Raw genomic sequence first — 24,098 nt, forward strand, 5'->3', positions numbered from 1 at the left:
AATTTTTGGCAACAAATATTTTTATCCACAAGATGAATTTCTTTGACAGCATATACAAAAAAGATAATCATCAGAAAAAATGAATTTTTCACTTGAGGTTGGGCCTCAAACAGATCTTGATACACTGCCACCTGTTAAGGATGTTTATGTAACTATGCTCCCAGGAGGAGACTATAAAGAGACAGCTAACCAAACAGCGGCGTTAGTTAAAAAAGGATTTAATCCAGTTCCACATTTTCCAGCAAGATCAATTACGGATGATGCTCAGCTTAAAGATTACATTGCAAGATGTAAAGATGTGGGTGCTAAACAAGCTTTAGTTATTGGAGGAAGTAGAGAGCCAGTTGGAAAATTTGATAGTTCAATTCAAATTTTAGAAACAGGATTTTTTGATGGAATTAAAATAGGAATAGCAGGACATCCAGAGGGAAGTCAGGATATTTCTGATAAAGAATTAGAAAAGGCTATGATAGATAAAAAACCTTACGCCGACTATATAGTGACCCAGTGGTTATTAGAAAGTCAACCTATCGTAGATTTCATTTCTAAGCAGTCAGTACCAGTGCATGTAGGAATTACTGGGCCAATGAAAATAACTAGCTTAATTAAATTTGCTAATATTGTCGGGGCGAAAAATTCTATAAATTTTCTTAAGTCTAATTTTAGTAAGGCATTAGATTTATTGAAACCTAAAGACCCTAATGAATTAATTGGGAAAGTGAAAGAGTTTACTGGTAACTTCCACATTTATACATTCGGCGGCTTGAAGGAAACAAACAAGTGGTTGAAGGAGAACGGTTATGTCTAATGAATTTGACTATACTAAACTAAATCATGTAACTTCAGTTGATCAATCAGATCGTGAAGTACCATACAACTTAAGACAGAGTGGGCCTACAAAAGTTGAAATGTTAATTTCAACAAGAGTAAGAAAATCTCCGTATTGGCATTTATCAATGCAAGCAGGTTGTTGGAGAGCAACTGTATACAATCGTATTTATCACCCAAGAGGATATGTAAAACCCGAAGATGGTGGAGCGATGGTTGAATATGAGGCAATTAAAAATCACGTTACAATGTGGAACGTTGCTGTTGAAAGACAAATTAGAGTTAAAGGTCCGGATGCAGAAAAGTTTACTGACTACGTTATAACTAGAGATGCAACTAAAATCTCACCCATGAGAGCAAGATATGTAATTTTATGTAATGCTTATGGTGGTGTTTTAAATGATCCTATTCTTCTTAGAATTTCAAAAGATGAATTTTGGTTCTCACTATCGGACTCTGATATTGGAATGTATCTTCAAGGTGTTAACGCTGATAGAAGATTTGATTGTGCTATTGAGGAAATTGATGTTTGCCCAGTGCAAATTCAAGGACCTAAATCAAAAGCTTTAATGAAGGATCTTATTGGAGATCAAGTGGATCTAGATAACATGCCTTTCTATGGTTTAGCTGAAGCAAAAGTTGGTGGCAGAAGTTGTGTTATTTCACAATCTGGTTTCTCAGGTGAAGCTGGGTATGAAATCTACTTAAGAGAAGCAACTAAATACGCTGATGATATGTGGAATGCTGTTCTTGAAGCTGGAAAAAAACATAGCCTAATGGTTATCGCCCCTGCTCACCACAGAAGAATTCAAGCTGGAATTCTTTCTTGGGGACAAGATATGGATCATCAACACAATCCTTTCCAGTGTAACCTTGGTTACCAAGTTTCACTATCTGGCAAAGGTGAGTGGAATAAAAAAGCTGACTATGTTGGAAAAGCTGCATTAGAGAAAATGGGTGCGGATCTTAAGGCTGGTCAAAAACCTTACAAACTTCAGTTAGTAGGTCTTGAGTTGGGTGGAAAACCAATTGAAGAATATGCTCCTGACTTTTGGTTAGTGTCACCTGAGAGTGGTGGAGATCCTGTAGGATTTATCACATCACCTTGGTATCACCCTGAAAAAGGTCAAAATATAGCAATGGGATATGTGCCATTTGATGGAACATTAAATGCTAATGGTTTCCCTAAAGGTAAAGTTGGAACTAAGTACAAAGTTCACTTACCCGCTAAATATTCTGACACACCAGGAACGCCTGTTGATGCTGTGGTAGTAGATATTCCATTTACAGAATCTTTTAACGCAAACACAAGAGAAGTCGTTAAAGGTTAAATTAATTATTTGGGGGAGGTTAATTCTCCCCCACTAATAATGACAAAATCATTCCTAATCGTAATTTGCATAATAATAGTAATTGCTTTAATACTCTTTCCACTATTTGTTTCTTACAAAGCACAGAAAAATAGTAAAAAAAATAAATAATGTTTGGTCAATTTTTAAATATAGTTGTTCGGTCTATTAAATTAGATAAATCTCTTTACAAAGATAATAAAAACTTTGGTGAAGCTGCAATATATTTTGCAGGGCTTATCATGATATTAGACGGGTTAGCAGGAGCAGTTGCTGCAAACACTGTTATTAAAACTGCTATTGCAATGTCTGGTTTAACTGCCATTCTTACTTGGTTTGTATGGGGATTATTTATTTATGTGATCGGTGTAAAATTATTTCCAGATAAAGACACTAAAGTTTCATTTAAAAAAGTATTAACAGCTGTTGGGTTTGCTCATGCACCGGGGCTTTTAAGATTTTTTGCTGTCACACCAGATTTAATGATCCCAATAATATTTTTAACTCAGTTTTGGATATTTGCTGGATTAATCATTTCAACAAAACAAGTTTTAAATCTAAAGTCTAATTTTAAATCTTTTGGAATAGTCTTTTTAGCTTTTTTAATAATTGCTTTTCTTTCAATATCATTTGTGATGAGTAAAATGAATGCTCTACCCATTAGCAATATTAGTTAAATTGGAAATATAGTTTTTGAAAGTTTACAAGAGTTACAGGTTTTAAATCCTGTTAAAATTAAATTTTGAGAAACACTTTCATCTTCTTTTTTACATTCTTCACAGAAATTATCAATTTCTTCAAAATTTTCTTTGATTTTACTCAGGTCATCTTCATTCATGACTTTTTTAATCCAGCTTTTTTTACAAAATAAAGTCCAACTAGTACTGCAAATAATGAAACTAAAACTTTGTCTGTGATTAGTTCATCTAAAAATATATAACTTAAAATAATTCCAAAAATAGGTATCAAGTAAGAAACTTGTGATTGAAATATTAACCCATTATCTTTTAAAATTTTAAACCTTAACAACCAAGCGATACCAGTTGAAACCATTCCTAAATATACAACAGAGATTGAAGATTGAATACTAGGAGTTGAGTTCCATGGTTTTTCAATAAAACAAACTAATGGTAATAAAATTATAACAGCCCAAATTAATATAGATCCTGTTACGTTTTCATTTTTTTTCTTACTAATTTTAAGAGTTAAAACACCACCAACAACATAACAAGTTGACCCAAGTAATATTAATAACGCAGAAATAAAATTATTGTCATTGATTAATATATTATCTGAAAACAGATAAATAATTCCTGAAAAACCAATTAAAATTCCAAATGTTTTAAGGGCATTAAATTTTTCATTTTTTGTGTAAAAATGACCTAATACAGTTGAGCTTAATGGTGTTGTAGACATTAATATTGCAGCTAAATTACTTTGTACAGATTTTACACCGTAAGCTATTAAGAAAAAAGGTAATACCAAATTGACAAATCCTATTATAGCAAACCAATACCAATCTTTAGAAAATGCTTCTATTTTTATTTTTTTGTAAAAACATAATAACAATACTGGAATAGATCCGAAAAAAACTCTCAAGAATGCTATTGTAATTGGTCCAAAAGATTCAGTTGCAATTTTGATATTAAAAAAAGCTGATGCCCATATTAAAGCTAAGATTACTAATAATGTATAATCAATTAATCTAGGTTGTCTCATTCAATTATATCTTCAACTTTTCCATTCGTAATCTTTTGAATATCGTTATAGTTTGTTTTAAATACACAGTTTGGATGTCCTGCTGCTGCAAACAATTCATTAAACCTTTCTAAAGAATTGTCTATTATAATTTCAATTTTCTCTAAATGACCAACGGGCGATACACCACCTATTGTATAGCCAGTTTGTGTCTTAACTTCTTCTGGTGATGCCATTGAAATGTCTTTTTTATCTTTAATCTTTTTTAATTTATTTAATGAGCACCTCTTATCACCTGCCACTAAACATAATATGAAGGTATTTTCTGTTCTAAATAATAAGCTTTTGACAATTGCACCTACATCACAAGCTAAAGCTGTTGCTGCATCCTGTGCAGTTCTTGCTGAATTTTTTAAAACTATAACCTCTAGGGATTGGTCGAAGTTTTTAAGAAATTTTTCAGCTCTTTTAACGGGTTCTTTATCTAATAAGCTCATATTTCAACTAATAATTGATTGATAATTTAACAAATAATGTTGTAATTCATATGTAAAAAACGCATAGGTGATATTTATTATTCAAGCAATATTATTAAAGAAACATTTGTTATTAATTGACCACAAAATTTAAAAAAGGAGAAACTATGACTGCTGCCAATGTTTTAAAATTCATGAAGGAAAAAGAAGTTGAGTTTGTTGATTTAAGGTTTACTGACCCTCGAGGAAAACTTCAACATTTAACAATGGATCACACTATTGTTGATGAAGATATGTTAAATGAAGGTGTATTTTTTGATGGTTCATCTATTGCCGGTTGGAAGGCAATTAACGAGTCTGACATGATTTTAATACCTGATACTTCTAGAATGATTATGGACCCTTTTACATCTCATAATACCCTAATCCTTTTTTGTGATATTCTAGATGCCGTTAAAAGATCTCCTTATGAGAGAGACCCAAGAGGAACAGCTAAAAAGGCAGAGGCATATTTAAAAAAATCTGGCATTGGTGATAAAGCTTTTTTTGGTCCTGAACCTGAATTTTTTGTTTTTGACGATGTTAGAATTAATAATGACCCAAACAATACTGGTTTTAAAATAGATAGTAAAGAAGGTCCTTATAATTCTGGAACGGAGTATGCAAATGGAAATATGGGTCATAGACCTCCAGTAAAAGGTGGTTACTTTCCAGTTCCTCCAGTTGATAGCGAACAAGACATGAGAAGTGAATATTTAAAAAGTTTAAAAGAAGTAGGTATTAAAGTTGAAAAACATCACCACGAAGTAGCACCAAGTCAACATGAGCTTGGTATGTACTTTGGAACGCTTGTTGATCAAGCTGATAATGTTCAATTATATAAATATGTAGTTCAAATGGTTACACATTCATTTGGAAAAACAGCAACTTTTATGCCAAAGCCGATTGCGGGAGATAACGGTTCAGGTATGCACATTCATCAATCAATTTGGAAAGACGACAAACCAGTTTTTTCTGGTGATGCTTATGCAGGGTTATCTGAAACAGCACTTCACTATATTGGTGGTATTTTAAAACATGCAAAAGCAATTAATGCTTTTTCAAATGCTACAACAAATAGTTACAAAAGATTAATTCCAGGTTTTGAAGCCCCTGTTCTACTTGCTTACTCTGCAAGAAATAGATCTGCTTCATGTCGTATACCAATTTCATTAAGTAAAAATGGTGCAAGATGTGAAATAAGATTTCCTGATGCTTCAGGAAATCCATATTTAACTTTTGCTGCTATGCTTATGGCTGGTTTAGATGGAATTAAAAATAAAATACATCCAGGCGAATCTTTTGATAAAGATCTTTATGAATTGCCTCCAGAAGAAGTTAAAAACATTCCAACTGTTTGTGGATCCTTAAGAGAAGCAATGGAAAGTTTAGATAAAGATAGAGAATTTTTAACTGAAGGTGGTGTATTTACTGACGATCAAATTGATGCTTACATTGCATTAAAATTTGAAGAGATACATAGATTTGAACACGCACCTCATCCTGTAGAGTTTGAGATGTATTACAGCAGCTAAAACTAATTATTGTCTAGTTGTTGCGATTGTATCTTTGTTAATTCCTTTTTTAACAACGTAATCCTGTGTGCCATTAGCACCAGTGTTTACTTCTTTTCTAAGAGTTTTAAAAAAAGTTCTTTCTTTAAGTGACTTTTCTAAAGATTTAACAAGATTTTTAAATTCAAATTTATTCATGACTATTTAATACCATAGATATGTGATATTTGCAATACTGATATGCGTTTAAGTAATGTTATACTTTAAATGACTCACCACAACCACAACGTTCAGATTCATTGGGGTTATTGAATACAAATGATGATGAAAATTCCTCTTTTTTATAGTCCATTTCAGTGCCTAATAAGTACATAACAGCTGCAGCATCAACAAAAACCTTAACACCTTTGTCTTCAATTATTTCGTCTGAAGGATTTATTTCTTTTGCATATTCCATTACATAAGACATGCCAGCACAACCACCAGACTTAACTGCAACTCTAACGCCAATTGAATTCGACTCAACTCCAGACATAATTTCTTTAATACGACTTGCAGCATTATCACTTAATTTAATGATAGGACTCATTATAGATTTAACTCCAATTTAGCAGCTTCCGACATCATTGATTTTTCCCAAGGCGGTTCAAAAACTAAATCTAGATCAACCTCTTCAATGCCTTCTACTTGCATTGCACTATCCTTAACTTCCTGAGGTAAACTTTCTGCAACAGGACAATTTGGTGTAGTCAAGGTCATTATTATTTTAGCTTTAGACTCGTTTACCTTAACATCATAAATTAAACCTAATTCATAAATATTGACCGGTATCTCTGGGTCATAAATTTTTCTAATTTCAGCTATTACTTGTTCTCTTAAATCCATAATTTAATCTAATTTTTCAGTATTAATTTCTTCTTGAGTATTGTCAATTGCAGAAATTAAAGTATGCCATGATAAAGTCGCACATTTTACTCTCATTGGATATTGTTTTACTCCAGACAAGCACATTAATTTAGTTTTTTCATCTTCTTCTAGGTTTTTTGATTTTAATTCAGGATTTTCCTTAATCATACCTAAGAAGTCATTTACAATTTCTTTAACTTCAACTTCTTCTTTTCCTTTAATTAAATCAGTCATAATTGATGCTGAGGCCATTGAAATTGCACAGCCACTACCTTCAAATGAAATATCTTCTACTTTTTTATTTTCATCAAGTTTTAAAAATACATGTACATTATCACCACATAATGGATTCTTGCCCATTGCATCTTTATTAAAATTTTCTGTTTTTCTTAAGTTGCGCGGGTTTTTACCATGCTCTAAAATTATTTCTTGATAAAGTTCTTTTATATTCATTAGATATTAAAAATTTTCTTACAGTTATTGATAGAATTATTAAGTTGATCTAAATCATCTTTTGTATTGTAAACACCTAATGAGGCACGAGCGCTTGCAGGTATACCTAATTTGTCATGTAGGATTTGACAACAATGATGACCCGCTCTAATAGCGACACCATCTTCATCCAATATTGTAGCTATATCATGTGGATGAACACCCTCTATAGTAAAAGATAAAACTGCTGATCTATGTTTTGGGTTACCAATTAATTTAACTGAATTATTTTTTCTTAAAATTTCTTGACCATACTGGATTAATTCTTGCTCATGTTTAATCATGTTTTCAATTCCGATTTTTTCTAAAAATTTTATAGATTGATCAAATGCTATGACTTGTGCTGTAGCCATCGTGCCAGCTTCATATTTATTAGGTAAATCACCATATGAAATGCAATCTTTTTTTACATCTTGAATCATTCCACCTCCACCTTGATAGGGTGGTAATTCTTCTAACCACTTTTTCTTTGCATATAAAACACCAAGACCAGTAGGCCCATACATTTTGTGACAAGAAATAGCATAAAAATCACAGTCTATGTCTTGCATATCAAGTTTTAAATGAGGAGCACCTTGGCATCCATCAACTAAAACCGCAATACCTTTTGAATGAGCAAATTCTGTTATTTCTTTAACTGGTAAAACTGATCCTGTTACATTTGATAAGTGTGTAATAGCAATTAATTTTGTTTTTGATGTAATTTTTTTTTCAATACTTTCTAAAGTAATTTCTCCATCATCATTAATTTCAGCAAACTCAATCTTTATACCTTTAGATTGCCTCAAAAAATGCCAAGGTACGTAATTAGAATGATGTTCAAGTTCTGTTATAAGTATTTCATCCCCTTCTTTTAAAAATTTTTGACCATAGGTATTAGCTACAAGATTAATTGCCTCAGTTGCGCCTTTAGTGAATACAATTTCATTTTTATCTTTAGCGTTAATATATTTTTGAACAGAAGATCTTGTATTTTCATAAAGATTAGTTGCAGCTACTGCTAAGTAATGAACGCTTCTTCCTGTGTTTGAAAATTCATTTGTATAAAAATCATTAACTCTATCAATTACAGATTGTGGTTTTTGAGATGAGTTAGCGCTATCAAGATATACAAGATCATTATTATGAACTTTATTATTAAATATTGGAAATTCTTTTTTAATATTTTCTATACTCACTCTACAACTCCCATCATATCTTTGATTAAATTTTTGATTTCTAAATCTGTAATTGTTTCAACTGCATCCATTAGAAAACCATTAATCAATAATTCTTTTGATTGCTGATGACTTAGACCTCGAGACATTAGATAAAATATTGAGTCTTCGTCTAAGTTACCCGAAGTCGATCCATGCGAGCATTTTACATCATCTGCATAAATTTCAAGTTCAGGTTTACCATCGAATTCTGTATTTTCATTTAAAAGTAAAGCTTTACTTAGTTGGTACCCATTTGTTTTCTGTGCTTTTTGATCAACAAAAATTTTACCTTGATAAATACCTTTGGATTTATCATTTAAAACCGTTTTGATTAATTGATAGCTTTTTGTATTTTCTGCCAAATGATTTATGTTCGTTTTAATTTCATGATGTTGTGAGTTTTTTAAATTTATCACACCATTAATAAATGCTGAACTGTATTGATCATTTAAATTACAATTTACTTCATTTTTGATAAATTTAGATCCTGTTGAAAAAATAAAATTTTCAGAGATACTATTTTTTTCAAGATTAATATTATTATAAAAATATTTAATATTAGAATTAGTTTTATGATCAATTTTATAGCTTTTAAGGATTGAATCTTGAGCAATATCAAAATTTTGATTAATATTAATGAAATTATTTTGAGAGTGATCATCAAATATAGTAACTAATTTCAAGCTACTATTTTTTTCTAACTTAATATCTGTTCTTAAATTGAGTGCTGTTGAATTAACATCCTCAGTAGTAATATTGTATAAAATTAATGGCTTATTTAATGAATAATTCTCCTTAACAATAATACCAATATGTGCACTAGCTAGAGCATGATTTAAGGATACTAATGGATTAATTTCATTAGTATTGTTGCTTAAATCTAAATCATTATTAATTAAAACTTTAGTGTCATCCTCATACTTGATGTCTACTTTTGAAATAACTCCATTAATAAAAATTATCTTATTATGTTCAAACTTATTAATTAATGATATTTGATCTTTAGTCTCGTAAGTCTTATCATCATAAAAAATTAAATTTTCAATATTCGATGAGATAATTTGATTTAAATCAGAAAATTTCCAATCTTCAATTCTTTTATTTGGAAAGCCTTTATCAATAAAACTTGTTAAATTTTTTTTTCTAAACTCAACATTATTTTCAGATAATTTTAAATTTTCTGTCATCTTATTGAAATCTGATTTTAATTGTTCAATCATTTAACTAAGAGTTTCGTAACCTTTGCTTTCTAATTCCATTGCCAATTCAGATCCTCCAGATTTAACAATTTGACCATCAATTAAAACATGAACAAAATCTGGTTTAATATAATCAAGTAATCTTTGATAGTGGGTAATAATTAAAAAAGAACTGTCTTTACTTCTTAATGCATTCACACCTTCAGATACTATTTTTAAAGCATCAATATCAAGTCCTGAATCTGTTTCATCTAAAATAGATAGCTTAGGATTTAGTATAGACATTTGAAGTATTTCATTTTTTTTCTTTTCTCCACCAGAAAAACCTACATTCAATTGTCTACTTAATATTTTTTCATCAAATTTTAATTCTCCAGCTTTTTGTTTAACTAATTTTAAGAATTCAATAGCATCTAATTCTTTTTCACCTTTAGCTTTTTTAATTGCATTTAAAGATGTTTTTAAGAATATATTGGTATTAACCCCTGGTATTTCTAATGGATATTGGAATGCTAAAAATATTCCTTTATGAGCTCTTTCTTCAATTTCTAAATCTAAAAGATTTTCATTAAAATACTTTACTTCACCAGTTACAGTGTATCCTTTTTTCCCTGAAAGAACATTTGATAGAGTGCTTTTTCCAGATCCATTAGGTCCCATGATTGCATGTACCTCTCCTGGTTTAATTTCTAAATTTAAACCTTTTAAAATTTCTTTATTATCAATATTCGCTTTAAGATCTTTAATTGTTAACATTAACCAACACTCCCTTCTAAACTAATTCCTACTAATTTTTGAGCTTCAACAGCAAATTCCATTGGTAATTGTTGAAGAACCTCTTTACAAAAACCATTAACAATTAAACTCACAGCCTCTTCTTGATTTAAACCTCTTTGATTACAATAGAACAATTGTTCATCACTAATTTTAGATGTGGTTGCTTCATGCTCAATATTTGAGCTAGAATTTTTATTCTTTATGTATGGAACAGTATGCGCTCCACACTTATTACCCATCAAAAGAGAGTCGCATTGAGTAAAATTTCTTGCATTGTCAGCATTTTTTGCAATATCCACTAAGCCTCTATAAGTATTATCTGCAAATCCAGCTGAAATACCTTTTGATATTATTTTGCTTTTTGTATTTTTACCCAAATGAATCATTTTAGTACCTGTATCTGCTTTTTGATGATTGTTTGTTATTGCTATTGAGTAAAATTCTCCTACAGAATTATCACCCATCAATATACAGCTTGGATATTTCCATGTAATTGCTGAACCTGTTTCAACTTGTGTCCAAGATATTTTTGAATTTTTTCCTTTGCACAAACCTCTTTTTGTTACAAAATTATAAATTCCACCTTTTCCATCTTTGTCTCCAGGATACCAATTTTGTACAGTTGAATATTTTATTTCAGCATCATCTAGTGCAACTAATTCTACATTTGCTGCATGTAATTGATTTTCATCTCTCATTGGTGCTGTGCATCCTTCTAGATAACTTACATAACTTCCTTTATCTGCTATGATTAAAGTTCTTTCAAATTGACCTGTTTCAGTAGCATTAATTCTAAAATAAGTTGAGAGTTCCATCGGGCATCTTACACCTTCAGGAATATATACAAATGACCCATCAGTAAATACTGCAGAATTAAGTGTTGCAAAATAATGATCTGATATTGGAATTACAGACCCTAAATATTTTTTTACTAATTCGGGATGATCTTGTATAGCTTCAGACATAGAACAAAAAATAATTCCTTTTTTATTTAGCTCACCCTTAAACGTGGTTGCAACAGAAACAGAATCAAATACAGCATCAACTGCTATTCCATTAAGTCTTGCTTGTTCTTGAAGAGGTATTCCAAGTTTATTATAAGTTTCTAATAATTTTGGATCTAACTCGTCTAAACTTTTTGGTTTGTCATCCATGCTTTTTGGTGCTGAATAATAATAAAGGTCTTGATAATCTATTTTGGGATATTTAGGTTTTTGCCAATTAGGTTCTTTTAATTGCTTTAATCTTTCAAAGGCATTCAATCTCCAATCAAGCATCCATTGTGGTTCTTTTTTAATATTTGAAATAAACTTAATTACTTCTTCATTTAAACCCTTGGGTGCTCTAGTATTTTCAATATCAGTTGAAAATCCATATTTATAATCTTTTAATTTTTCTATTTCTTTTTCTCTTGCATCCATTTTAATTTCTACTTTCTGAAGAATTGCTTATAAGATCTTTTAAATTTTTTTGTTCGAAAAAATGATTGATATGAACTTCAAGTTCGTCCCATAAATTATGAGTGATACATTTCGTAGTCTTACTATTGCATCCTTTTTTAGATTCCTTCTTGCATTGAACAGTTTTAACTTCTTCATCTACGGCACTAAGTATGTTTGCTAATTTAATTTCTTCTGGTTCTTTGTTTAAGATATAACCTCCATTAGTACCCCTAATACTTTTTACGATATTATATTTTTTTAACTTAGAAAAAATTTGTTCTAAAAAATCCAAAGAAATACCTTGTCTTAACGATATATCTCTTAAAGATACTGGATTAACACTATTGAACTTAGCAAGATCAGCTAAAGCCATTACTGCGTATCTACCTTTTGAAGTTAATTTCATATTATCCTTATTTAAGTGGGCTTTTTATACAAACCTGACTAAATTAGTCAAGTATACAATACATAAAAAAGATAACATATTGTCGCTTAGTTATGATATGTGTATTTTTTTTTGAGAATAATAATCAATATCATTTATGGACAATAAAATAGTTGAAGTTTTTATACCTGGGCCTGCTGGAAGAATGGAGGCCAAGTATTACAAAAGTGAAAAAATTACATCACCAATAGCGTTAGTATTACAACCTCATCCTCAATATGGAGGAACAATGAATAATAAAGTTGTAGTTGATACATTTCATACTTTTATGGAAAATGGATTTTCTGTATGTAGAGTAAATTTTAGAGGTGTTGGAAAAAGTGATGGTGAGTTTGATAATGGTCAAGGTGAACTGGCTGATGCTGCTGCAGCACTAGATTGGTTAGAGCGTGAAAATTTTGATAACTCACAATGTTGGGTTTCAGGATTTTCCTTTGGGTCTTTAATTGCAATGCAATTATTAATGAGAAGACCAGAAATAAATAGATTTATTGCAATTTCGCCACAACCAAATGTTTATGACTTTTCATTCTTATCTCCATGTCCTACTTCAGGTTTAATGATTTATGGAAAAAAGGATGAGTTAGTTCCCTTAGAACATATTGCAGATCTAGATAAAAGATTGAGTGCCCAAAAAGGTATTAAAGTTGACTTTCAGGCTATAAATGATGCTAATCATTTTTTTACTAAAACAGAAGACGTATTAGTAAAATGTTTAGATAAATATATCAAAAAAGAATCTGCTTTATTTTAATCTTAATAGTTTTTAACTAAAACTCCACCTATTGATGGTTTTTTGACATTTGTAGTATTGGGGAATGAAATTACTTTTTTAAGTGCAGACCTAATTGCAAGATAAGCAAATGCTTGGGACTCGATGAAATCACCATCAATTTTATAATCATCAATTATTTTTAAAGAAATATTTTTTGGTAGTCTTTTTCTTATGCTCTCCATTAATGAAAGGTTTTTTCTTCCACCACCACAAACTATTATTAATAACTTTTTATTTTCTTCACTGTTAATTGATTTTAAAATTGATTGATAAATTATTATTGCTGTAAAATCTACTAATGTAGATAAGCCATCCTCATATGTGAGACCTTTTACAAAACTTAAATCAAAATCTTTTATATCAAATGAAAGTTTTTTTTGATTGCTTATATTGTCAAAATTATCAATCGCTTGATTTAGAATAACTTCACTTGTTTTTCCTATATTTGATGCTTTTCCATTTTCATCATATTTCATTTGTGTGTGTCTTCTAACCCATTCATCTAAAAGACAATTACCAGGACCTACATCAAAACTTTTTAAATCTTTATTATTTTTTGAGATAACAAGAGTAATATTTGCGATACCTCCTATGTTTAAAACACAAGCAGGTTTCTCTATTTTATTCTGGTTTATAAGTAAGTTATGAAAGATTGGAGCTAATGGAGCTCCTTGGCCTCCATTATGAATGTCATTTTCTCTAAAGTTATAAACTACATTTTTTTTTAAAAGACTTGATAGTAAATTGCCATCTCCTATTTGTTTTGATATTTTTTCCTGAGCATTGTGAAAAATTGTTTGACCGTGAAACCCAACTATATCTACATCTACTCCTGCATTCTTTATAATTTCTTTGCTAATTTTTGCATGAAATAAGGTAATGTTTCTCTCGAGCTCGTTAATTTGATAAGAATTAGCTTTTATATCTTTTATTGAATTTATTTTATCTCTGAGATTTAGTAAGTTTGAATAAATTACCGCATCATACTCAAAATATTTATCAAATATAGGCTCATAGTTACTTTCACCATCTGATTTAATAATTGACGCATCAACCCCATCCATAGATGTGCCACTCATTAACCCTAAAGAAGTATAAAATTTTTCCATTCTTATTTTTAAAGTAAATATTGTATATTCTAGATAGCATATTTATGAATAAATTTTTAAAAGAATTTAAAGATCGTGGTTTCTTTTACCAGTGTACAGGTGAAGAAAATCTATCTCAATTATTAGATAAAGAAAAAATCAGAGCTTATATTGGTTTTGATTGTACAGCTGAAAGTCTTCACGTTGGTAGTTTACTTCAAATTATGTGTCTTAGATTGCTCCAAAAACATGGCCACCAACCAATTGTTTTATTAGGAGGGGGTACTACTAGAATAGGTGATCCATCCGGAAAAGATAAAACTAGGACAATTTTATCTGAAAAAGAAATAGAAAAAAATATAAATAATATTGAAAAAATTCTAAAAAATTTTTTAGATGATAAAGATCCAGAGACAAAACCTATATTTGTTAATAACTACACATGGCTTAAAAATTTAAATTATATTTCTTTTCTAAGAGATGTTGGAAAACATTTTACAATTAACAAAATGTTGAGTTTTGATAGTGTCAAAATTAGATTAGAGAGAGAGCAGTCATTAAGTTATATGGAATTTAACTATATGATTTTACAAGCATATGATTTTTTAGAATTAAACAAAAAAGAAAAATGTATGCTTCAAATTGGTGGCTCTGATCAATGGGGTAATATTGTTAATGGAGTTGATCTTATAAAAAGATATTCAAATAATCATGTTTACGGTTTAACGACACCTCTTATTACATTGGCATCAGGTGCAAAAATGGGTAAAACTGAATCTGGAGCTGTTTGGCTAGATAAAAAATTTCTTTCATCATATGACTACTGGCAATTTTGGAGAAATATTGATGATCGAGATGTCTTAAAGTTTTTAAAAATTTTTACAGATATTAATGTTGATGAAATTGAAAATATTAAAGATGACAATATTAATGAGTTAAAAATTTTACTTGCCAACAAAGCTACTTCTATGTTGCATGGAGAAGATGAAGCAAGTAAATGCCAAGAAACAGCCAAACGAACATTTTCTGAAAATTCATTAGGTGATAATCTACCAATCACTCAAATTAATAAAAAAATGTTAGATGATAATATAAGTATTCTAGATTTGGTAATTTTATCAAAATTAGAAGCTTCTAAAAGTGAAATTAGAAGATTAATTAAAGGGAATGGAATTAAAATAAATGGTAAGGCTATTTCTGATGAAAAGTTTTTAATTACTGAGGATTTATTTAAGGGTAATTTAATTAAACTCTCACTTGGTAAGAAAAAACATATTAAAGTTGAGTTAATTTAGTTTTTTTTAATTTTTTCTAAAGTTCTTGTTATAAATCTAGGTGTTAGTGTTTTAATTGGATTAACTGTTGTTGATAAATTCTTTGGAGGTCCTTTTATTTTAAAACTTACACCAAAAACACCTTCACCCGTTTTTTCTCCTATTAGTATTTTACCCAGTAGTGGAATTGAGGCTATAGATCTATTTATAGTTGTTGCTGGAACCAATGTTCCTCTCAAGCTAACCAATTTCTTTGATTCAATATAACCATCCATTAATATAGAAATAGCAGGTCCAATTGCATACATTTCTTCAATATTAGTAAAATCTTTTTGACTTGAATATCTCATTTCAAAATCGGTAAATCTTATTCCCTCACCCGTTAAAAGATCTGCAATACCTTGAAGTGACGCTAGGCTTAAAAGCTTAGCGAAAACAGGTACCTCTTTAACTTTAAAGTTATCAATAATTAATACAGAATTAGAAACACCATCTTTTTTTATAGAATTAAAATTTAGATAACCTTCTTCAAATCCTTTAATGAAATCATATCTTTTAATCAAAGGTTTTGGGTAGTTTGAAAAGAATTTTGTAATAGTTTCATTTTGGTTATTAGTTTCAATAGATAAGTTCATTTTTTTATTGTTAGAAAAAGTAGATGCTAGATTTAATTTATCTAATTTATTATTTTTAAAAGTGAAGTATCCAGCTAAGTTTTTAGTATAATCGTTTTTATTTATATAAGTTGTGCCTATTTTAATATTAAATTTAGAATTAAAATTTTCAAAAATTGTAGTACTTTCATCATCACTCATGCTGTTGCTAATTAACTGTGTTGCATCAAAACTTTTACCATTTATGGAAAAATTAGATTTATTTTTTTTTAGCTCTAAATTGTTAAGAAGATCATTTTTATTTCGATAATTAAGTTTAATGTAACTTAAATCTTTAACTTTAAAATTTTTACTAAATATTAAATCTTTAATTAAAATTTGATTATTTTTTTCTGTTATAGAAATATCTTTTAATATCAATTCTTTATTTTTTTTGTAAATACCTTTTAATAAAATTTCTGAACTGTTTTCTTTTTTCTTCTTATAATCTAAAAAATTTATTGTTAATGGATTATTTTTAATATTAAGGTTTGTATCAAATGTTATTTCTCCCGCATCTTTAATAACGCTGTAAGATAATTGTTCAAACTCGTTGCCAATATAGATATCTCCATCTCCCACAATATCCAATATACCTTTAATTAATTTAATTTTAATTTTATGATCTTTAAATTTAATTTGTTCTGCATAATTAGGTAAAAAAATTTTTAAATTAAGGGGATTTTTAACTATTTGAAAATTTTCTAAGTTTAAGTTGGTCTCTAGTTTTAAATCTTTTAATCTTAATTTTTTGCTAACATTGAAAGAAAAAATATTTACAGAATTAAAGTCAATTTTTTCTATCTCTATATTGTTTGGTAAATTACCAAGTATAGGTTTTAATTTGTTTATATCAAAATTTTGTTCTTTATTTGCCACCTCTCCATCAACAAAAAATATATCTTTCTTTTTTTCAATTGTGATTAAGGGTGATTTTAATTTTATACTATTAAGATTTGTTTCTATCTTTTTTAATGTTAGCTGATTGTTGCTTATATTAAATGAAAGGTTTAAATTATCAATTTCAACCTTGTTAAAAATATTAAATTTTGCTTTTTTGACAGTCCCAGTTATTTGATAGTTGTTTTTTATTTCTCCATCTAAATCAAATTTAAGATTTATATCTGCAGAAATTAATCCCTCTTTAGTGATATTATCTAAAACAAAAAGTTGTGGTGAGCCTTCAACTGCTCTTGTTAATGAGATTAAATCTTTGATTTTAATTTCTTTTGTTGAAATTTTTAAATCATCAATAGAAAACTGATTACTTATAAAAGATTTTAATGAAATATTGCTAGTAATCTCTTTTAAATCTAGACTTTTATCTTCCAATAATATTTTGGGGTTTTTTGTTGAAATATTGATACTAAAATTCAGTGGGTTTAATAGATAATTAACCTCATTTAATGAAAGATTAATTTTTTTATTAATTTTTGAAACATTCTTTATAATTTCTTTATTAAACTTGTCAGTTTTTACTCCATAGATGCTCAAGTAAATAACAATTGCCGCAAGGGTTATTATTAATATTGCAAGAATTTTAACTATTCTTTTCATTATTTCACTTTATATAAAGAACTTTCTAAAAAATCATCAATCTCACCATCTAAGATTTTATCAGGATTTGAGCTTTCAAAGTTAGTTCTATTATCTTTTACCATTCTGTATGGGTGAAGTACATAAGATCTAATTTGATGACCCCAACCAATTTCTGACTTGGAAGACTCTATTGTTTGGCTTTCTTGTTCTTTTTTTTTTAATTCAAAATCATATAGTCTTGCCTTAAGCATATTCATACAGGTATCTTTATTTTTATGTTGAGATCTTTCATTTTGACATTGAACTACTATTTTAGAAGGTAGATGGGTTATTCTTACCGCACTATCTGTAGTATTCACATGCTGTCCTCCTGCTCCACTTGATCGATAGGTGTCAATACGTAAATCTTTTTCATTAATTTCTATTTCAATATTTTCATCTATGACTGGATAAATCCAGATACTTGCAAAACTGGTATGTCGTCTAGCTCCAGAATCAAAAGGAGATATTCTAACCAACCTATGAATTCCGGACTCGGCTTTTAACCATCCGAAAACATAATCACCCTCAATTTTAATAGTTGATGATTTTATGCCTGCTTCCTCTCCCTTATGTTCGCTAATTAATTCTGATTTAAAATTCTTAATATCTGACCATTTTAAATACATTCTTCTTAACATTTCTGCCCAATCCTGGCTCTCTGTTCCACCAGCACCGGCATGAATTTCTATATAGCAATCTAAACTGTCAGTTTCATTTGACAAAAAACATTTAGTTTCATTTTTTTTAGCTAATTTTTTTAAATTTTTAATACTCTCAAGAACTTCGTTTATGACAGATTGATTTTTTTCTTCTAAAGCAAGTTCGTTCAATTCATCAAGATCAATTATTGATTTAGATGAATTTTCATATGAATTTATTAATTCTTCATATAATTTTTTTTCTTTAATAACTTTCTGAGAATTTGCTTTATCTTGCCAAAAATTAGCTTCTAATATTTTTTGGTTATTCTTTTCTAATTTTTTATGAATATCATTTTTTTCAAAGGTACTCCTTAACTCTTTGATTGATTTTTTCTATTTCAGATTTATAATTTAAATATTCGTTGTCCATTAGTAGAACCTTAATATATTATTATTTTTTAATCTATTATTAATATCTTTATTTGATAAATTTTCTACTTTCACTTCTTTATAAGCTTCAATAATTGTTCTTCTTGTACCAATTTCAGCTTTTTCTCCTGTAACAGGATTAATAACTTTCATTAAAATATTTTTTGCAACTTTAAACGGTCTTGCATCTTCTTTTTTTACAGCTTTTTTTACAAAACTTTTAAAAATTGGTAATGCTGTTTTTGCTCCTGTTTCATACCTTCCAAGTGATCTTGGATTATCTGAACCTACATAAACTCCTATTACTAATTTTGAAGTAAATCCTATAAACCATGTATCTGTATTTCCATTTGTTGTGCCTGTTTTTCCGGCCAAATCCAAATTTAAATCTTTTAAATTTTTTCCTGTCCCATTTTGAACAGTTCCCTCCAATATCGAGGTCATTTGATATGCTGTTTCTGGGGAAAATATTTGCTCAAAACTGTCCTTTATATTTGGATAATTGTTACTTAAGTGAGATATTTGATCACAATTTATACACTCTCTCATTTCATTATTAAAAATTGTAATCCCTTCACTGTCTTGAATTCTATCTATCATTATTGGTTTAACTAATTTTCCTCCATTAATAAATGAAGAGTATGCAGATGTTAGTTTCAATAAAGTCGTCTCTGCAGAGCCTAATGAAATTGACAAAAGCTCACTAGGATTTTCATAAATACCGAGTTTTTTTGAAAAATTAACAATTTTTTTAACTCCAAGATCTTGTGCAATTCTGACAGTCATCAAGTTTCTAGATTTTTCTAACCCCATTCTAAGTGTTGATGGTCCATAAAATTTTTTACCGTAGTTTTCAGGTTTCCACATTTTTAAATCAGATCCTTGCTCTAAAACTAGTGGTGCATCTAAAATTAAAGTTGATGGTGTATATCCATTCTCAAGAGCTAAAGCATAAACAAAAGGTTTGAAAGCAGAACCTGGCTGTCTTAGTGCTTGTGTGGCTCTATTAAATTCACTTTTTTTAAAGCTAAATCCTCCGCTTAGAGCTAATACCCGTCCAGTAAAAGGGTCCATAACAACAATCCCTCCATTAACTTCTGGCAGTTGCCTTAAGGCAAATATATTTTTATTTATGTTTTCAGTATAAATAACATCTCCAATTTTCAATATTTCATCAAAATCTTTTTTTATCCACGAGATGTTTTCGTACTTAATAATTCCTTTTTTTTCATATTCCGTTTCAATTTCTATTGAAAATTTATCTATCTTTTTAACTATTGCTAAACCCCAATTAATTGATCTTTCTAATCTAAATTTATCTAAATCTTTATTCCATTTTTTTAAATTTTTAATGTTAGTCAATGGACCACGCCACCCTTTTCGTTTATCGTATTCAATAAGACCTTGTCTCAATGAGTCAGTTGCAATTTTTTGCAAGCTAATATTAATAGGTGTACTTATATTTAATCCTTGTTTGTAGACTTTATCAAATCCTAATTTTTCAACCACATTTTTTCTAATATCTTCTACGTAGTAACTCGTATCTTCTGTAAAAATTTTTTTTCTTTTTTTTAATATTATTTTTTTTGACAAAAGTTCTTTTTGATTTTGTTTGCTTATATAATTATTTTCAAACAAATTGTTTATAACGAGATCTCTTCTAAATTTTGCGAGTTCTATATTTTTATACGGGTTATATCTACTTGGAGCCTTTGGCAGAGCTGCTAATAAAGCTGATTCTTCATAATTCAATTCACTAATTGATTTGTCAAAATATTCTAAGCTAGCAGATGCAACACCATAAGTGCCTTCACCCAGATATATTTGATTTAAGTATAGTTCTAATATTCTTTCTTTTGAAAGAGCTCTTTCTATTCTAAAGGCAAGAATTGCCTCTTTAATTTTTCTATTTAAACTTACTTCGTTTGTTAATAAAAAATTTTTTGCCACTTGTTGAGTTATCGTTGATGCGCCTTCCAATCTTCTTGATGCAACTACATTGGAAATGTTATTAATTATTGCTCTTAATACTCCTTTGGCATCTACTCCTGGATGCGAATAGAAATTTTTATCTTCTGCAGACAAGAAAGCATTAATCACTTTTTCTGGTATTGATTTATAGGGTACAAATATTCGTTTTTCTGATGAAAAATCATTCACCAACTCACCATCCCCTGAGTAAACTTTACTAGAAACTGATGGTTTATAATTTTTGAGGAATTTATAATCTGGTAAATTGTTAGAAAAAGCCCACAAAACAGCTAATACAGAAAATGCAGATAACAAACCAACACTTAAAACTACTATAAATATATTTTTAATTATTCGATGCATTTTAGTTTAATATATATAAGAATTTGTTAAAGTTAAGGCATCAGAATTCAAACAAAATTTAAAATTATTTAAATATAAAATGAAACAATTAATCAAAAATATATGGAAAAAAATTTATACATTGATGCTTCGCATCCAAATGAAACAAGAGTTGTACTTAAGTCAGGTGAAAACATTGAAGACTACGAGTACGAAGGCTTAAAAAACAATTTAATAAAAAATAATATCTACCTTGGCAAGGTAAGCCGAGTAGAGCCATCTTTACAAGCTGCATTTATTGATTTTGGAAGAGATAGACACGGTTTTCTATCCTTTAACGATATTCAATCTGACTATTATCAAATACCTCAGAGTGATTTAGCAAAAATAAAAGAAGAAGAAGAAAAAGCCAGAGAAGAACTATTAAAAAAAAGTGAGCTAGAAGAACAAAAAAATATTAACGAGGGTAATCTTGATATTAATGATCCAGTTGAAGTAAAACTTGAGTCTGAATTTGAAACAAATGATCAGATAACAGAAGGGAGTGATACTCCAATTACAGATACCACTCAAGTAGATGAAGATAAAGAGCAACCTTCGCCTGTATTACACGGTAGAAAATCTGAAACAAGATTTAGATCTAGAAGATATAAGATTCAAGAAGTTATAAAACCTAATCAAGTAATTTTAATACAAGTTTTAAAAGATGAAAGAGGACAAAAAGGTGCTGCGTTGAGTACTTTTATTTCTATAGCAGGTAAATATATTGTCCTAATGCCCAATACACCAAAAGGTGGTGGCATATCTCGTAAAATATTTAACCCAGGAGAAAGAAAAAAAATTAGAACTATTTTAAACGATATAGTTATTCCGAAAGAAATGGGGCTTATTGTAAGAACTGCAGGATCAAACAAAACAAAAAATGATATTGATCATGATCTTCAAACTTTGATTAAAACTTGGAATGAAATTAAAGAAAATGCATTAAACTCTATAGCTCCATCATTAATCCATCAAGAAAGTGATATTATAAAAAGAACTTTGAGAGATATGTATGATGAAAGTACAAATAGTATCGTCATTGAAGGTAATGAAGGTTACAAAAAAGCCCAAAACTTTATGAAGTTAATGATGCCCTCTCATGTAAAAAAAATAAAAAAATATAGAGAAAAAGTTCCTTTATTTTTTAAAGAGAACATTGAAGAAAAATTAAATCAAATTTATGACTCAGAAATAAAACTAAAATCAGGAGGTTACCTAGTTATAAATCCAACTGAAGCACTAGTTTCAATTGATATAAATTCAGGAAGCTCTATTAAACAAAAAAATGTAGAAAGTACTGCTTTAGACACTAATCTTGAGGCAGCAGAAGAGATATCTCGACAAATAAAAATAAGAGATCTGTCTGGTCTAATTATTATTGATTTTATTGATATGTTGAGTTTTGGAAATAGAAGGTTGGTTGAGAGAAAACTTAAAGAACAATGCAGAACTGATAGGGCAAGAATTCAAATTGGAAGAATTAGTACATTTGGACTTTTAGAAATGTCCAGACAAAGATTAAGAGAAAGTGCTGTAAAATGGAAAGTTACTCTTACAGATGAGTCTTTTGCAATGAAGATTCTTAAATTAGTCGAGGTTAAAGCTGTTTTAACAAAAGCAAAATTTGTAGAACTTAAGATTTGTGAAAAGATATCGGACTTTATGAAAGAAAACTTTATTGAAGATTTAAAGTATTTTGAAGAAAAAAACTTAATTAAGATCGATATAATTGCAGATAATAGTCTTATTATTCCTGAATACATAATTGATCTTCAAAACAAAACTAAAAAAACAATAGAAATAGTTCAACATATAGAAAAGTTAAAAAATCTAGAAGAGCAAAAAAAAGAAGTTAATTCTTTTGAAAGTCCTATTAAAAAAAAGCCTTATAAAAAAAAACCTTTTTTTAAAAAGAAATTTTTTAAAAAACCAGTAGCCTAAATAATTCCAGTTTTTGGAGAAGATGCGCTACCGTAAATAGATTTTTCTATACGACCTGCTAAATAAGATTGTCTTCCTGCAATTACTCCATTTTTAAATGCCAATGCCATTTGAAATGGTTTTTTAGCTTTAGCAATTGCAGTATTAGCCAATACTCCATCACAACCTAACTCCATGGCAATAGCTGCGTCTGACGCTTGTCCTAAGCCAGCATCAATTATCAAAGGAAGTTTTGTTTGGCTTCTTATTATTTTTATATTTGTTGTATTTTGAATTCCAAGTCCAGATCCTATAGGTGCTGCGAGAGGCATAATTGCACAAGCTCCTACATTCTCTAATCTTTTAGCCATTAAAGGATCATCATTACAGTAAACCATTACTCTAAATCCTTCTCTAGTTAAAACTTCTGTAGATTTTAATGTTTCAATCATATCTGGAAATAAATTTTTTTTATCTCCTAAGACCTCAAGTTTTACCAGTTTCCATCCACCAATTTCTCTTGCTAAACGTAAAGTTCTAAGAGCTTCTTCAGAATTAAAGCAGCCAGCAGTGTTTGGTAAGTAAGTTATTTTTTTTGGATCAATGTAGTCCATCAATAAAGGTTTTTTTTTATCAGAAATGTTTACTCTTCTCACAGCAACAGTAACAATTTCTGCTCCAGATAATTTAATAGCTTTTGCACATTCTGCCATACTTTTATATTTTCCAGTTCCAACTATTAATCTGGAATTAAATCTTTTTTTATCAATTATTAATTTATCATTAACCAATTTTATCCACCTCCAATAAAATGAACAATTTCTATTTTGTCATTATTTTTTAGTTTTATAGTTTTTAAATTATTTTTATCTATTATTTCTTGATTTAATTCAATTGCTACTTTTTTAAGAGGTATTTTTAGTTCTTTTAAAAAAATTAAGAGGCTTAAATTTTCATTTATTGTTGAAAATTTACCATTTAATTTAATTTTTATTTTTTTTATTTTTTTCATAATGTA

Annotated in this window: 25 protein-coding genes; 7 read left to right on the top strand and 18 right to left on the bottom strand. The window is 29.0% G+C overall.

The genetic code is table 11. The features are described 5' to 3' along the window. The first annotated feature begins 79 nt into the window (after positions 1-79). The 3 genes from AC5SLN_RS04185 (at position 80) to AC5SLN_RS04195 (ending at position 2,854) form a co-directional block, all read left to right on the top strand. Complete coding sequence (locus AC5SLN_RS04185) at positions 80-808, top strand: methylenetetrahydrofolate reductase (protein ID WP_494577615.1); 729 nt, start codon at positions 80-82, stop codon at positions 806-808. Then, a complete protein-coding gene (locus tag AC5SLN_RS04190; protein ID WP_494591293.1) occupies positions 801-2,159 on the top strand; it encodes a glycine cleavage T C-terminal barrel domain-containing protein in 1,359 nt (452 codons plus the stop codon). The genes AC5SLN_RS04185 and AC5SLN_RS04190 overlap by 8 nt, the downstream gene beginning before the upstream one ends. Before the next feature lie 149 nt (positions 2,160-2,308). Further along, complete coding sequence (locus AC5SLN_RS04195) at positions 2,309-2,854, top strand: hypothetical protein (RefSeq protein WP_271498877.1); 546 nt, start codon at positions 2,309-2,311, stop codon at positions 2,852-2,854. Here the strand turns inward: AC5SLN_RS04195 and AC5SLN_RS04200 are convergent. The 3 genes from AC5SLN_RS04200 to AC5SLN_RS04210 are packed head-to-tail and all read right to left on the bottom strand — an operon-like array spanning position 2,851 to position 4,372. After that, on the bottom strand, positions 2,851-3,015 hold the full coding sequence (locus AC5SLN_RS04200; RefSeq protein ID WP_494576323.1) for a hypothetical protein: 165 nt from the start codon (positions 3,013-3,015) through the stop codon (positions 2,851-2,853). The two genes, AC5SLN_RS04195 and AC5SLN_RS04200, sit on opposite strands and share 4 nt — an antisense overlap. Then, entirely contained in the window at positions 3,012-3,896 is an 885-nt protein-coding gene (locus AC5SLN_RS04205; RefSeq protein WP_271498882.1) for a DMT family transporter, read from the bottom strand. The genes AC5SLN_RS04200 and AC5SLN_RS04205 overlap by 4 nt, the downstream gene beginning before the upstream one ends. Then, entirely contained in the window at positions 3,893-4,372 is a 480-nt protein-coding gene (locus AC5SLN_RS04210) for a YbaK/EbsC family protein (RefSeq protein ID WP_494591295.1), read from the bottom strand. Before AC5SLN_RS04210 ends, AC5SLN_RS04205 begins: the two co-directional genes overlap by 4 nt. A gap of 146 nt (positions 4,373-4,518) precedes the next feature. Between AC5SLN_RS04210 and glnA the strand changes: the two genes are divergently transcribed. After that, positions 4,519-5,925 carry a type I glutamate--ammonia ligase gene (gene glnA / locus AC5SLN_RS04215; protein ID WP_494577400.1) on the top strand — a complete coding sequence of 469 codons (1,407 nt, stop codon included), beginning with the start codon at positions 4,519-4,521 and terminating at the stop codon, positions 5,923-5,925. Positions 5,926-5,931: 6 nt separating this feature from the next. On the opposite strand, the gene AC5SLN_RS04220 is transcribed toward glnA, so the two are convergent. Genes AC5SLN_RS04220 through AC5SLN_RS04260 form a run of 9 tightly spaced genes read right to left on the bottom strand, consistent with a single transcriptional unit; the run spans position 5,932 to position 12,325 of the window. After that, the gene (locus AC5SLN_RS04220; RefSeq protein WP_006997167.1) at positions 5,932-6,102 is read right to left on the bottom strand and encodes a hypothetical protein; all 171 of its coding nucleotides are present in this window, start codon (positions 6,100-6,102) and stop codon (positions 5,932-5,934) included. Positions 6,103-6,160: 58 nt separating this feature from the next. Further along, positions 6,161-6,493, bottom strand: a complete 333-nt coding sequence (locus AC5SLN_RS04225; protein WP_006997168.1) for a HesB/IscA family protein — start codon at positions 6,491-6,493, stop codon at positions 6,161-6,163. Beyond that, positions 6,493-6,789, bottom strand: coding sequence for an iron-sulfur cluster assembly protein (locus AC5SLN_RS04230; protein ID WP_011281910.1), 297 nt, complete (start codon positions 6,787-6,789; stop codon positions 6,493-6,495). The genes AC5SLN_RS04225 and AC5SLN_RS04230 overlap by 1 nt, the downstream gene beginning before the upstream one ends. A 3-nt stretch (positions 6,790-6,792) precedes the next feature. Next, positions 6,793-7,263, bottom strand: a complete 471-nt coding sequence (gene sufU, locus AC5SLN_RS04235; RefSeq protein WP_018413975.1) for a Fe-S cluster assembly sulfur transfer protein SufU — start codon at positions 7,261-7,263, stop codon at positions 6,793-6,795. Beyond that, complete coding sequence (locus tag AC5SLN_RS04240; protein ID WP_494591297.1) at positions 7,263-8,480, bottom strand: aminotransferase class V-fold PLP-dependent enzyme; 1,218 nt, start codon at positions 8,478-8,480, stop codon at positions 7,263-7,265. Before AC5SLN_RS04240 ends, sufU begins: the two co-directional genes overlap by 1 nt. Then, positions 8,477-9,721 (bottom strand): SufB/SufD family protein, encoded by a 1,245-nt coding sequence (locus AC5SLN_RS04245; RefSeq protein WP_494592871.1) that lies wholly within the window; start codon positions 9,719-9,721, stop codon positions 8,477-8,479. The genes AC5SLN_RS04240 and AC5SLN_RS04245 overlap by 4 nt, the downstream gene beginning before the upstream one ends. After that, a complete protein-coding gene (sufC, locus tag AC5SLN_RS04250) occupies positions 9,722-10,456 on the bottom strand; it encodes a Fe-S cluster assembly ATPase SufC (RefSeq protein WP_494577623.1) in 735 nt (244 codons plus the stop codon). Further along, on the bottom strand, positions 10,456-11,898 hold the full coding sequence (sufB, locus tag AC5SLN_RS04255) for a Fe-S cluster assembly protein SufB (protein WP_494592873.1): 1,443 nt from the start codon (positions 11,896-11,898) through the stop codon (positions 10,456-10,458). The genes sufC and sufB overlap by 1 nt, the downstream gene beginning before the upstream one ends. A 1-nt stretch (position 11,899) precedes the next feature. Continuing rightward, entirely contained in the window at positions 11,900-12,325 is a 426-nt protein-coding gene (locus AC5SLN_RS04260; RefSeq protein WP_006997175.1) for an RrF2 family transcriptional regulator, read from the bottom strand. 136 nt (positions 12,326-12,461) lie between these two features. On the opposite strand from AC5SLN_RS04260, the gene AC5SLN_RS04265 reads away from it, so the two are divergent. Beyond that, on the top strand, positions 12,462-13,118 hold the full coding sequence (locus tag AC5SLN_RS04265) for an alpha/beta hydrolase (RefSeq protein ID WP_494592875.1): 657 nt from the start codon (positions 12,462-12,464) through the stop codon (positions 13,116-13,118). A 2-nt stretch (positions 13,119-13,120) separates the two neighbouring features. Here the strand turns inward: AC5SLN_RS04265 and AC5SLN_RS04270 are convergent, their stop codons facing one another. Continuing rightward, entirely contained in the window at positions 13,121-14,248 is a 1,128-nt protein-coding gene (locus tag AC5SLN_RS04270; RefSeq protein ID WP_494592877.1) for an anhydro-N-acetylmuramic acid kinase, read from the bottom strand. A gap of 44 nt (positions 14,249-14,292) precedes the next feature. Here AC5SLN_RS04270 and tyrS point away from each other — a divergent pair, with 44 nt between their 5' ends. After that, positions 14,293-15,522, top strand: a complete 1,230-nt coding sequence (gene tyrS, locus AC5SLN_RS04275) for a tyrosine--tRNA ligase (RefSeq protein ID WP_494592879.1) — start codon at positions 14,293-14,295, stop codon at positions 15,520-15,522. On the opposite strand, the gene AC5SLN_RS04280 is transcribed toward tyrS, so the two are convergent. Genes AC5SLN_RS04280 through AC5SLN_RS04290 form a run of 3 tightly spaced genes read right to left on the bottom strand, consistent with a single transcriptional unit; the run spans position 15,519 to position 21,139 of the window. Then, entirely contained in the window at positions 15,519-17,711 is a 2,193-nt protein-coding gene (locus AC5SLN_RS04280) for an RNA polymerase beta'' subunit family protein (RefSeq protein ID WP_494592881.1), read from the bottom strand. The two genes, tyrS and AC5SLN_RS04280, sit on opposite strands and share 4 nt — an antisense overlap. Next, the gene (prfB, locus tag AC5SLN_RS04285; protein ID WP_494594195.1) at positions 17,711-18,760 is read right to left on the bottom strand and encodes a peptide chain release factor 2; all 1,050 of its coding nucleotides are present in this window, start codon (positions 18,758-18,760) and stop codon (positions 17,711-17,713) included. The genes AC5SLN_RS04280 and prfB overlap by 1 nt, the downstream gene beginning before the upstream one ends. A gap of 45 nt (positions 18,761-18,805) precedes the next feature. Further along, positions 18,806-21,139 (bottom strand): penicillin-binding protein 1A, encoded by a 2,334-nt coding sequence (locus AC5SLN_RS04290; protein WP_494592883.1) that lies wholly within the window; start codon positions 21,137-21,139, stop codon positions 18,806-18,808. A 102-nt stretch (positions 21,140-21,241) separates the two neighbouring features. On the opposite strand from AC5SLN_RS04290, the gene AC5SLN_RS04295 reads away from it, so the two are divergent. Continuing rightward, positions 21,242-23,101: an Rne/Rng family ribonuclease gene (locus tag AC5SLN_RS04295; RefSeq protein ID WP_494592884.1), complete on the top strand. Its 1,860-nt coding sequence runs from the start codon at positions 21,242-21,244 to the stop codon at positions 23,099-23,101. On the opposite strand, the gene AC5SLN_RS04300 is transcribed toward AC5SLN_RS04295, so the two are convergent. After that, positions 23,098-23,871, bottom strand: coding sequence for a thiazole synthase (locus AC5SLN_RS04300; protein WP_494592886.1), 774 nt, complete (start codon positions 23,869-23,871; stop codon positions 23,098-23,100). The two genes, AC5SLN_RS04295 and AC5SLN_RS04300, sit on opposite strands and share 4 nt — an antisense overlap. Before the next feature lie 2 nt (positions 23,872-23,873). Then, a complete protein-coding gene (gene thiS, locus AC5SLN_RS04305; protein WP_006997184.1) occupies positions 23,874-24,092 on the bottom strand; it encodes a sulfur carrier protein ThiS in 219 nt (72 codons plus the stop codon). Between the last annotated feature and the right edge of the window lie 6 nt (positions 24,093-24,098).

The sequence above is a fragment of the Candidatus Pelagibacter sp. PS_31 genome, assembly GCF_059417865.1.

Excerpts from the sequence above, each read along its gene's own strand:
- AC5SLN_RS04185 (WP_494577615.1), top strand. The coding sequence starts at position 80 with ATGAATTTTTCACTTGAGGTTGGGCCTCAAACAGATCTTGATACACTG.
- AC5SLN_RS04190 (WP_494591293.1), top strand. The coding sequence starts at position 801 with ATGTCTAATGAATTTGACTATACTAAACTAAATCATGTAACTTCAGTT.
- AC5SLN_RS04195 (WP_271498877.1), top strand. The coding sequence starts at position 2,309 with ATGTTTGGTCAATTTTTAAATATAGTTGTTCGGTCTATTAAATTAGAT.
- AC5SLN_RS04200 (WP_494576323.1), bottom strand. The coding sequence starts at position 3,015 with ATGAATGAAGATGACCTGAGTAAAATCAAAGAAAATTTTGAAGAAATT.
- AC5SLN_RS04205 (WP_271498882.1), bottom strand. The coding sequence starts at position 3,896 with ATGAGACAACCTAGATTAATTGATTATACATTATTAGTAATCTTAGCT.
- AC5SLN_RS04210 (WP_494591295.1), bottom strand. The coding sequence starts at position 4,372 with ATGAGCTTATTAGATAAAGAACCCGTTAAAAGAGCTGAAAAATTTCTT.
- glnA (WP_494577400.1), top strand. The coding sequence starts at position 4,519 with ATGACTGCTGCCAATGTTTTAAAATTCATGAAGGAAAAAGAAGTTGAG.
- AC5SLN_RS04220 (WP_006997167.1), bottom strand. The coding sequence starts at position 6,102 with ATGAATAAATTTGAATTTAAAAATCTTGTTAAATCTTTAGAAAAGTCA.
- AC5SLN_RS04225 (WP_006997168.1), bottom strand. The coding sequence starts at position 6,493 with ATGAGTCCTATCATTAAATTAAGTGATAATGCTGCAAGTCGTATTAAA.
- AC5SLN_RS04230 (WP_011281910.1), bottom strand. The coding sequence starts at position 6,789 with ATGGATTTAAGAGAACAAGTAATAGCTGAAATTAGAAAAATTTATGAC.
- sufU (WP_018413975.1), bottom strand. The coding sequence starts at position 7,263 with ATGAATATAAAAGAACTTTATCAAGAAATAATTTTAGAGCATGGTAAA.
- AC5SLN_RS04245 (WP_494592871.1), bottom strand. The coding sequence starts at position 9,721 with ATGATTGAACAATTAAAATCAGATTTCAATAAGATGACAGAAAATTTA.
- sufC (WP_494577623.1), bottom strand. The coding sequence starts at position 10,456 with ATGTTAACAATTAAAGATCTTAAAGCGAATATTGATAATAAAGAAATT.
- sufB (WP_494592873.1), bottom strand. The coding sequence starts at position 11,898 with ATGGATGCAAGAGAAAAAGAAATAGAAAAATTAAAAGATTATAAATAT.
- AC5SLN_RS04260 (WP_006997175.1), bottom strand. The coding sequence starts at position 12,325 with ATGAAATTAACTTCAAAAGGTAGATACGCAGTAATGGCTTTAGCTGAT.
- AC5SLN_RS04265 (WP_494592875.1), top strand. The coding sequence starts at position 12,462 with ATGGACAATAAAATAGTTGAAGTTTTTATACCTGGGCCTGCTGGAAGA.
- AC5SLN_RS04270 (WP_494592877.1), bottom strand. The coding sequence starts at position 14,248 with ATGGAAAAATTTTATACTTCTTTAGGGTTAATGAGTGGCACATCTATG.
- tyrS (WP_494592879.1), top strand. The coding sequence starts at position 14,293 with ATGAATAAATTTTTAAAAGAATTTAAAGATCGTGGTTTCTTTTACCAG.
- AC5SLN_RS04280 (WP_494592881.1), bottom strand. The coding sequence starts at position 17,711 with ATGAAAAGAATAGTTAAAATTCTTGCAATATTAATAATAACCCTTGCG.
- AC5SLN_RS04290 (WP_494592883.1), bottom strand. The coding sequence starts at position 21,139 with ATGCATCGAATAATTAAAAATATATTTATAGTAGTTTTAAGTGTTGGT.
- AC5SLN_RS04295 (WP_494592884.1), top strand. The coding sequence starts at position 21,242 with ATGGAAAAAAATTTATACATTGATGCTTCGCATCCAAATGAAACAAGA.
- thiS (WP_006997184.1), bottom strand. The coding sequence starts at position 24,092 with ATGAAAAAAATAAAAAAAATAAAAATTAAATTAAATGGTAAATTTTCA.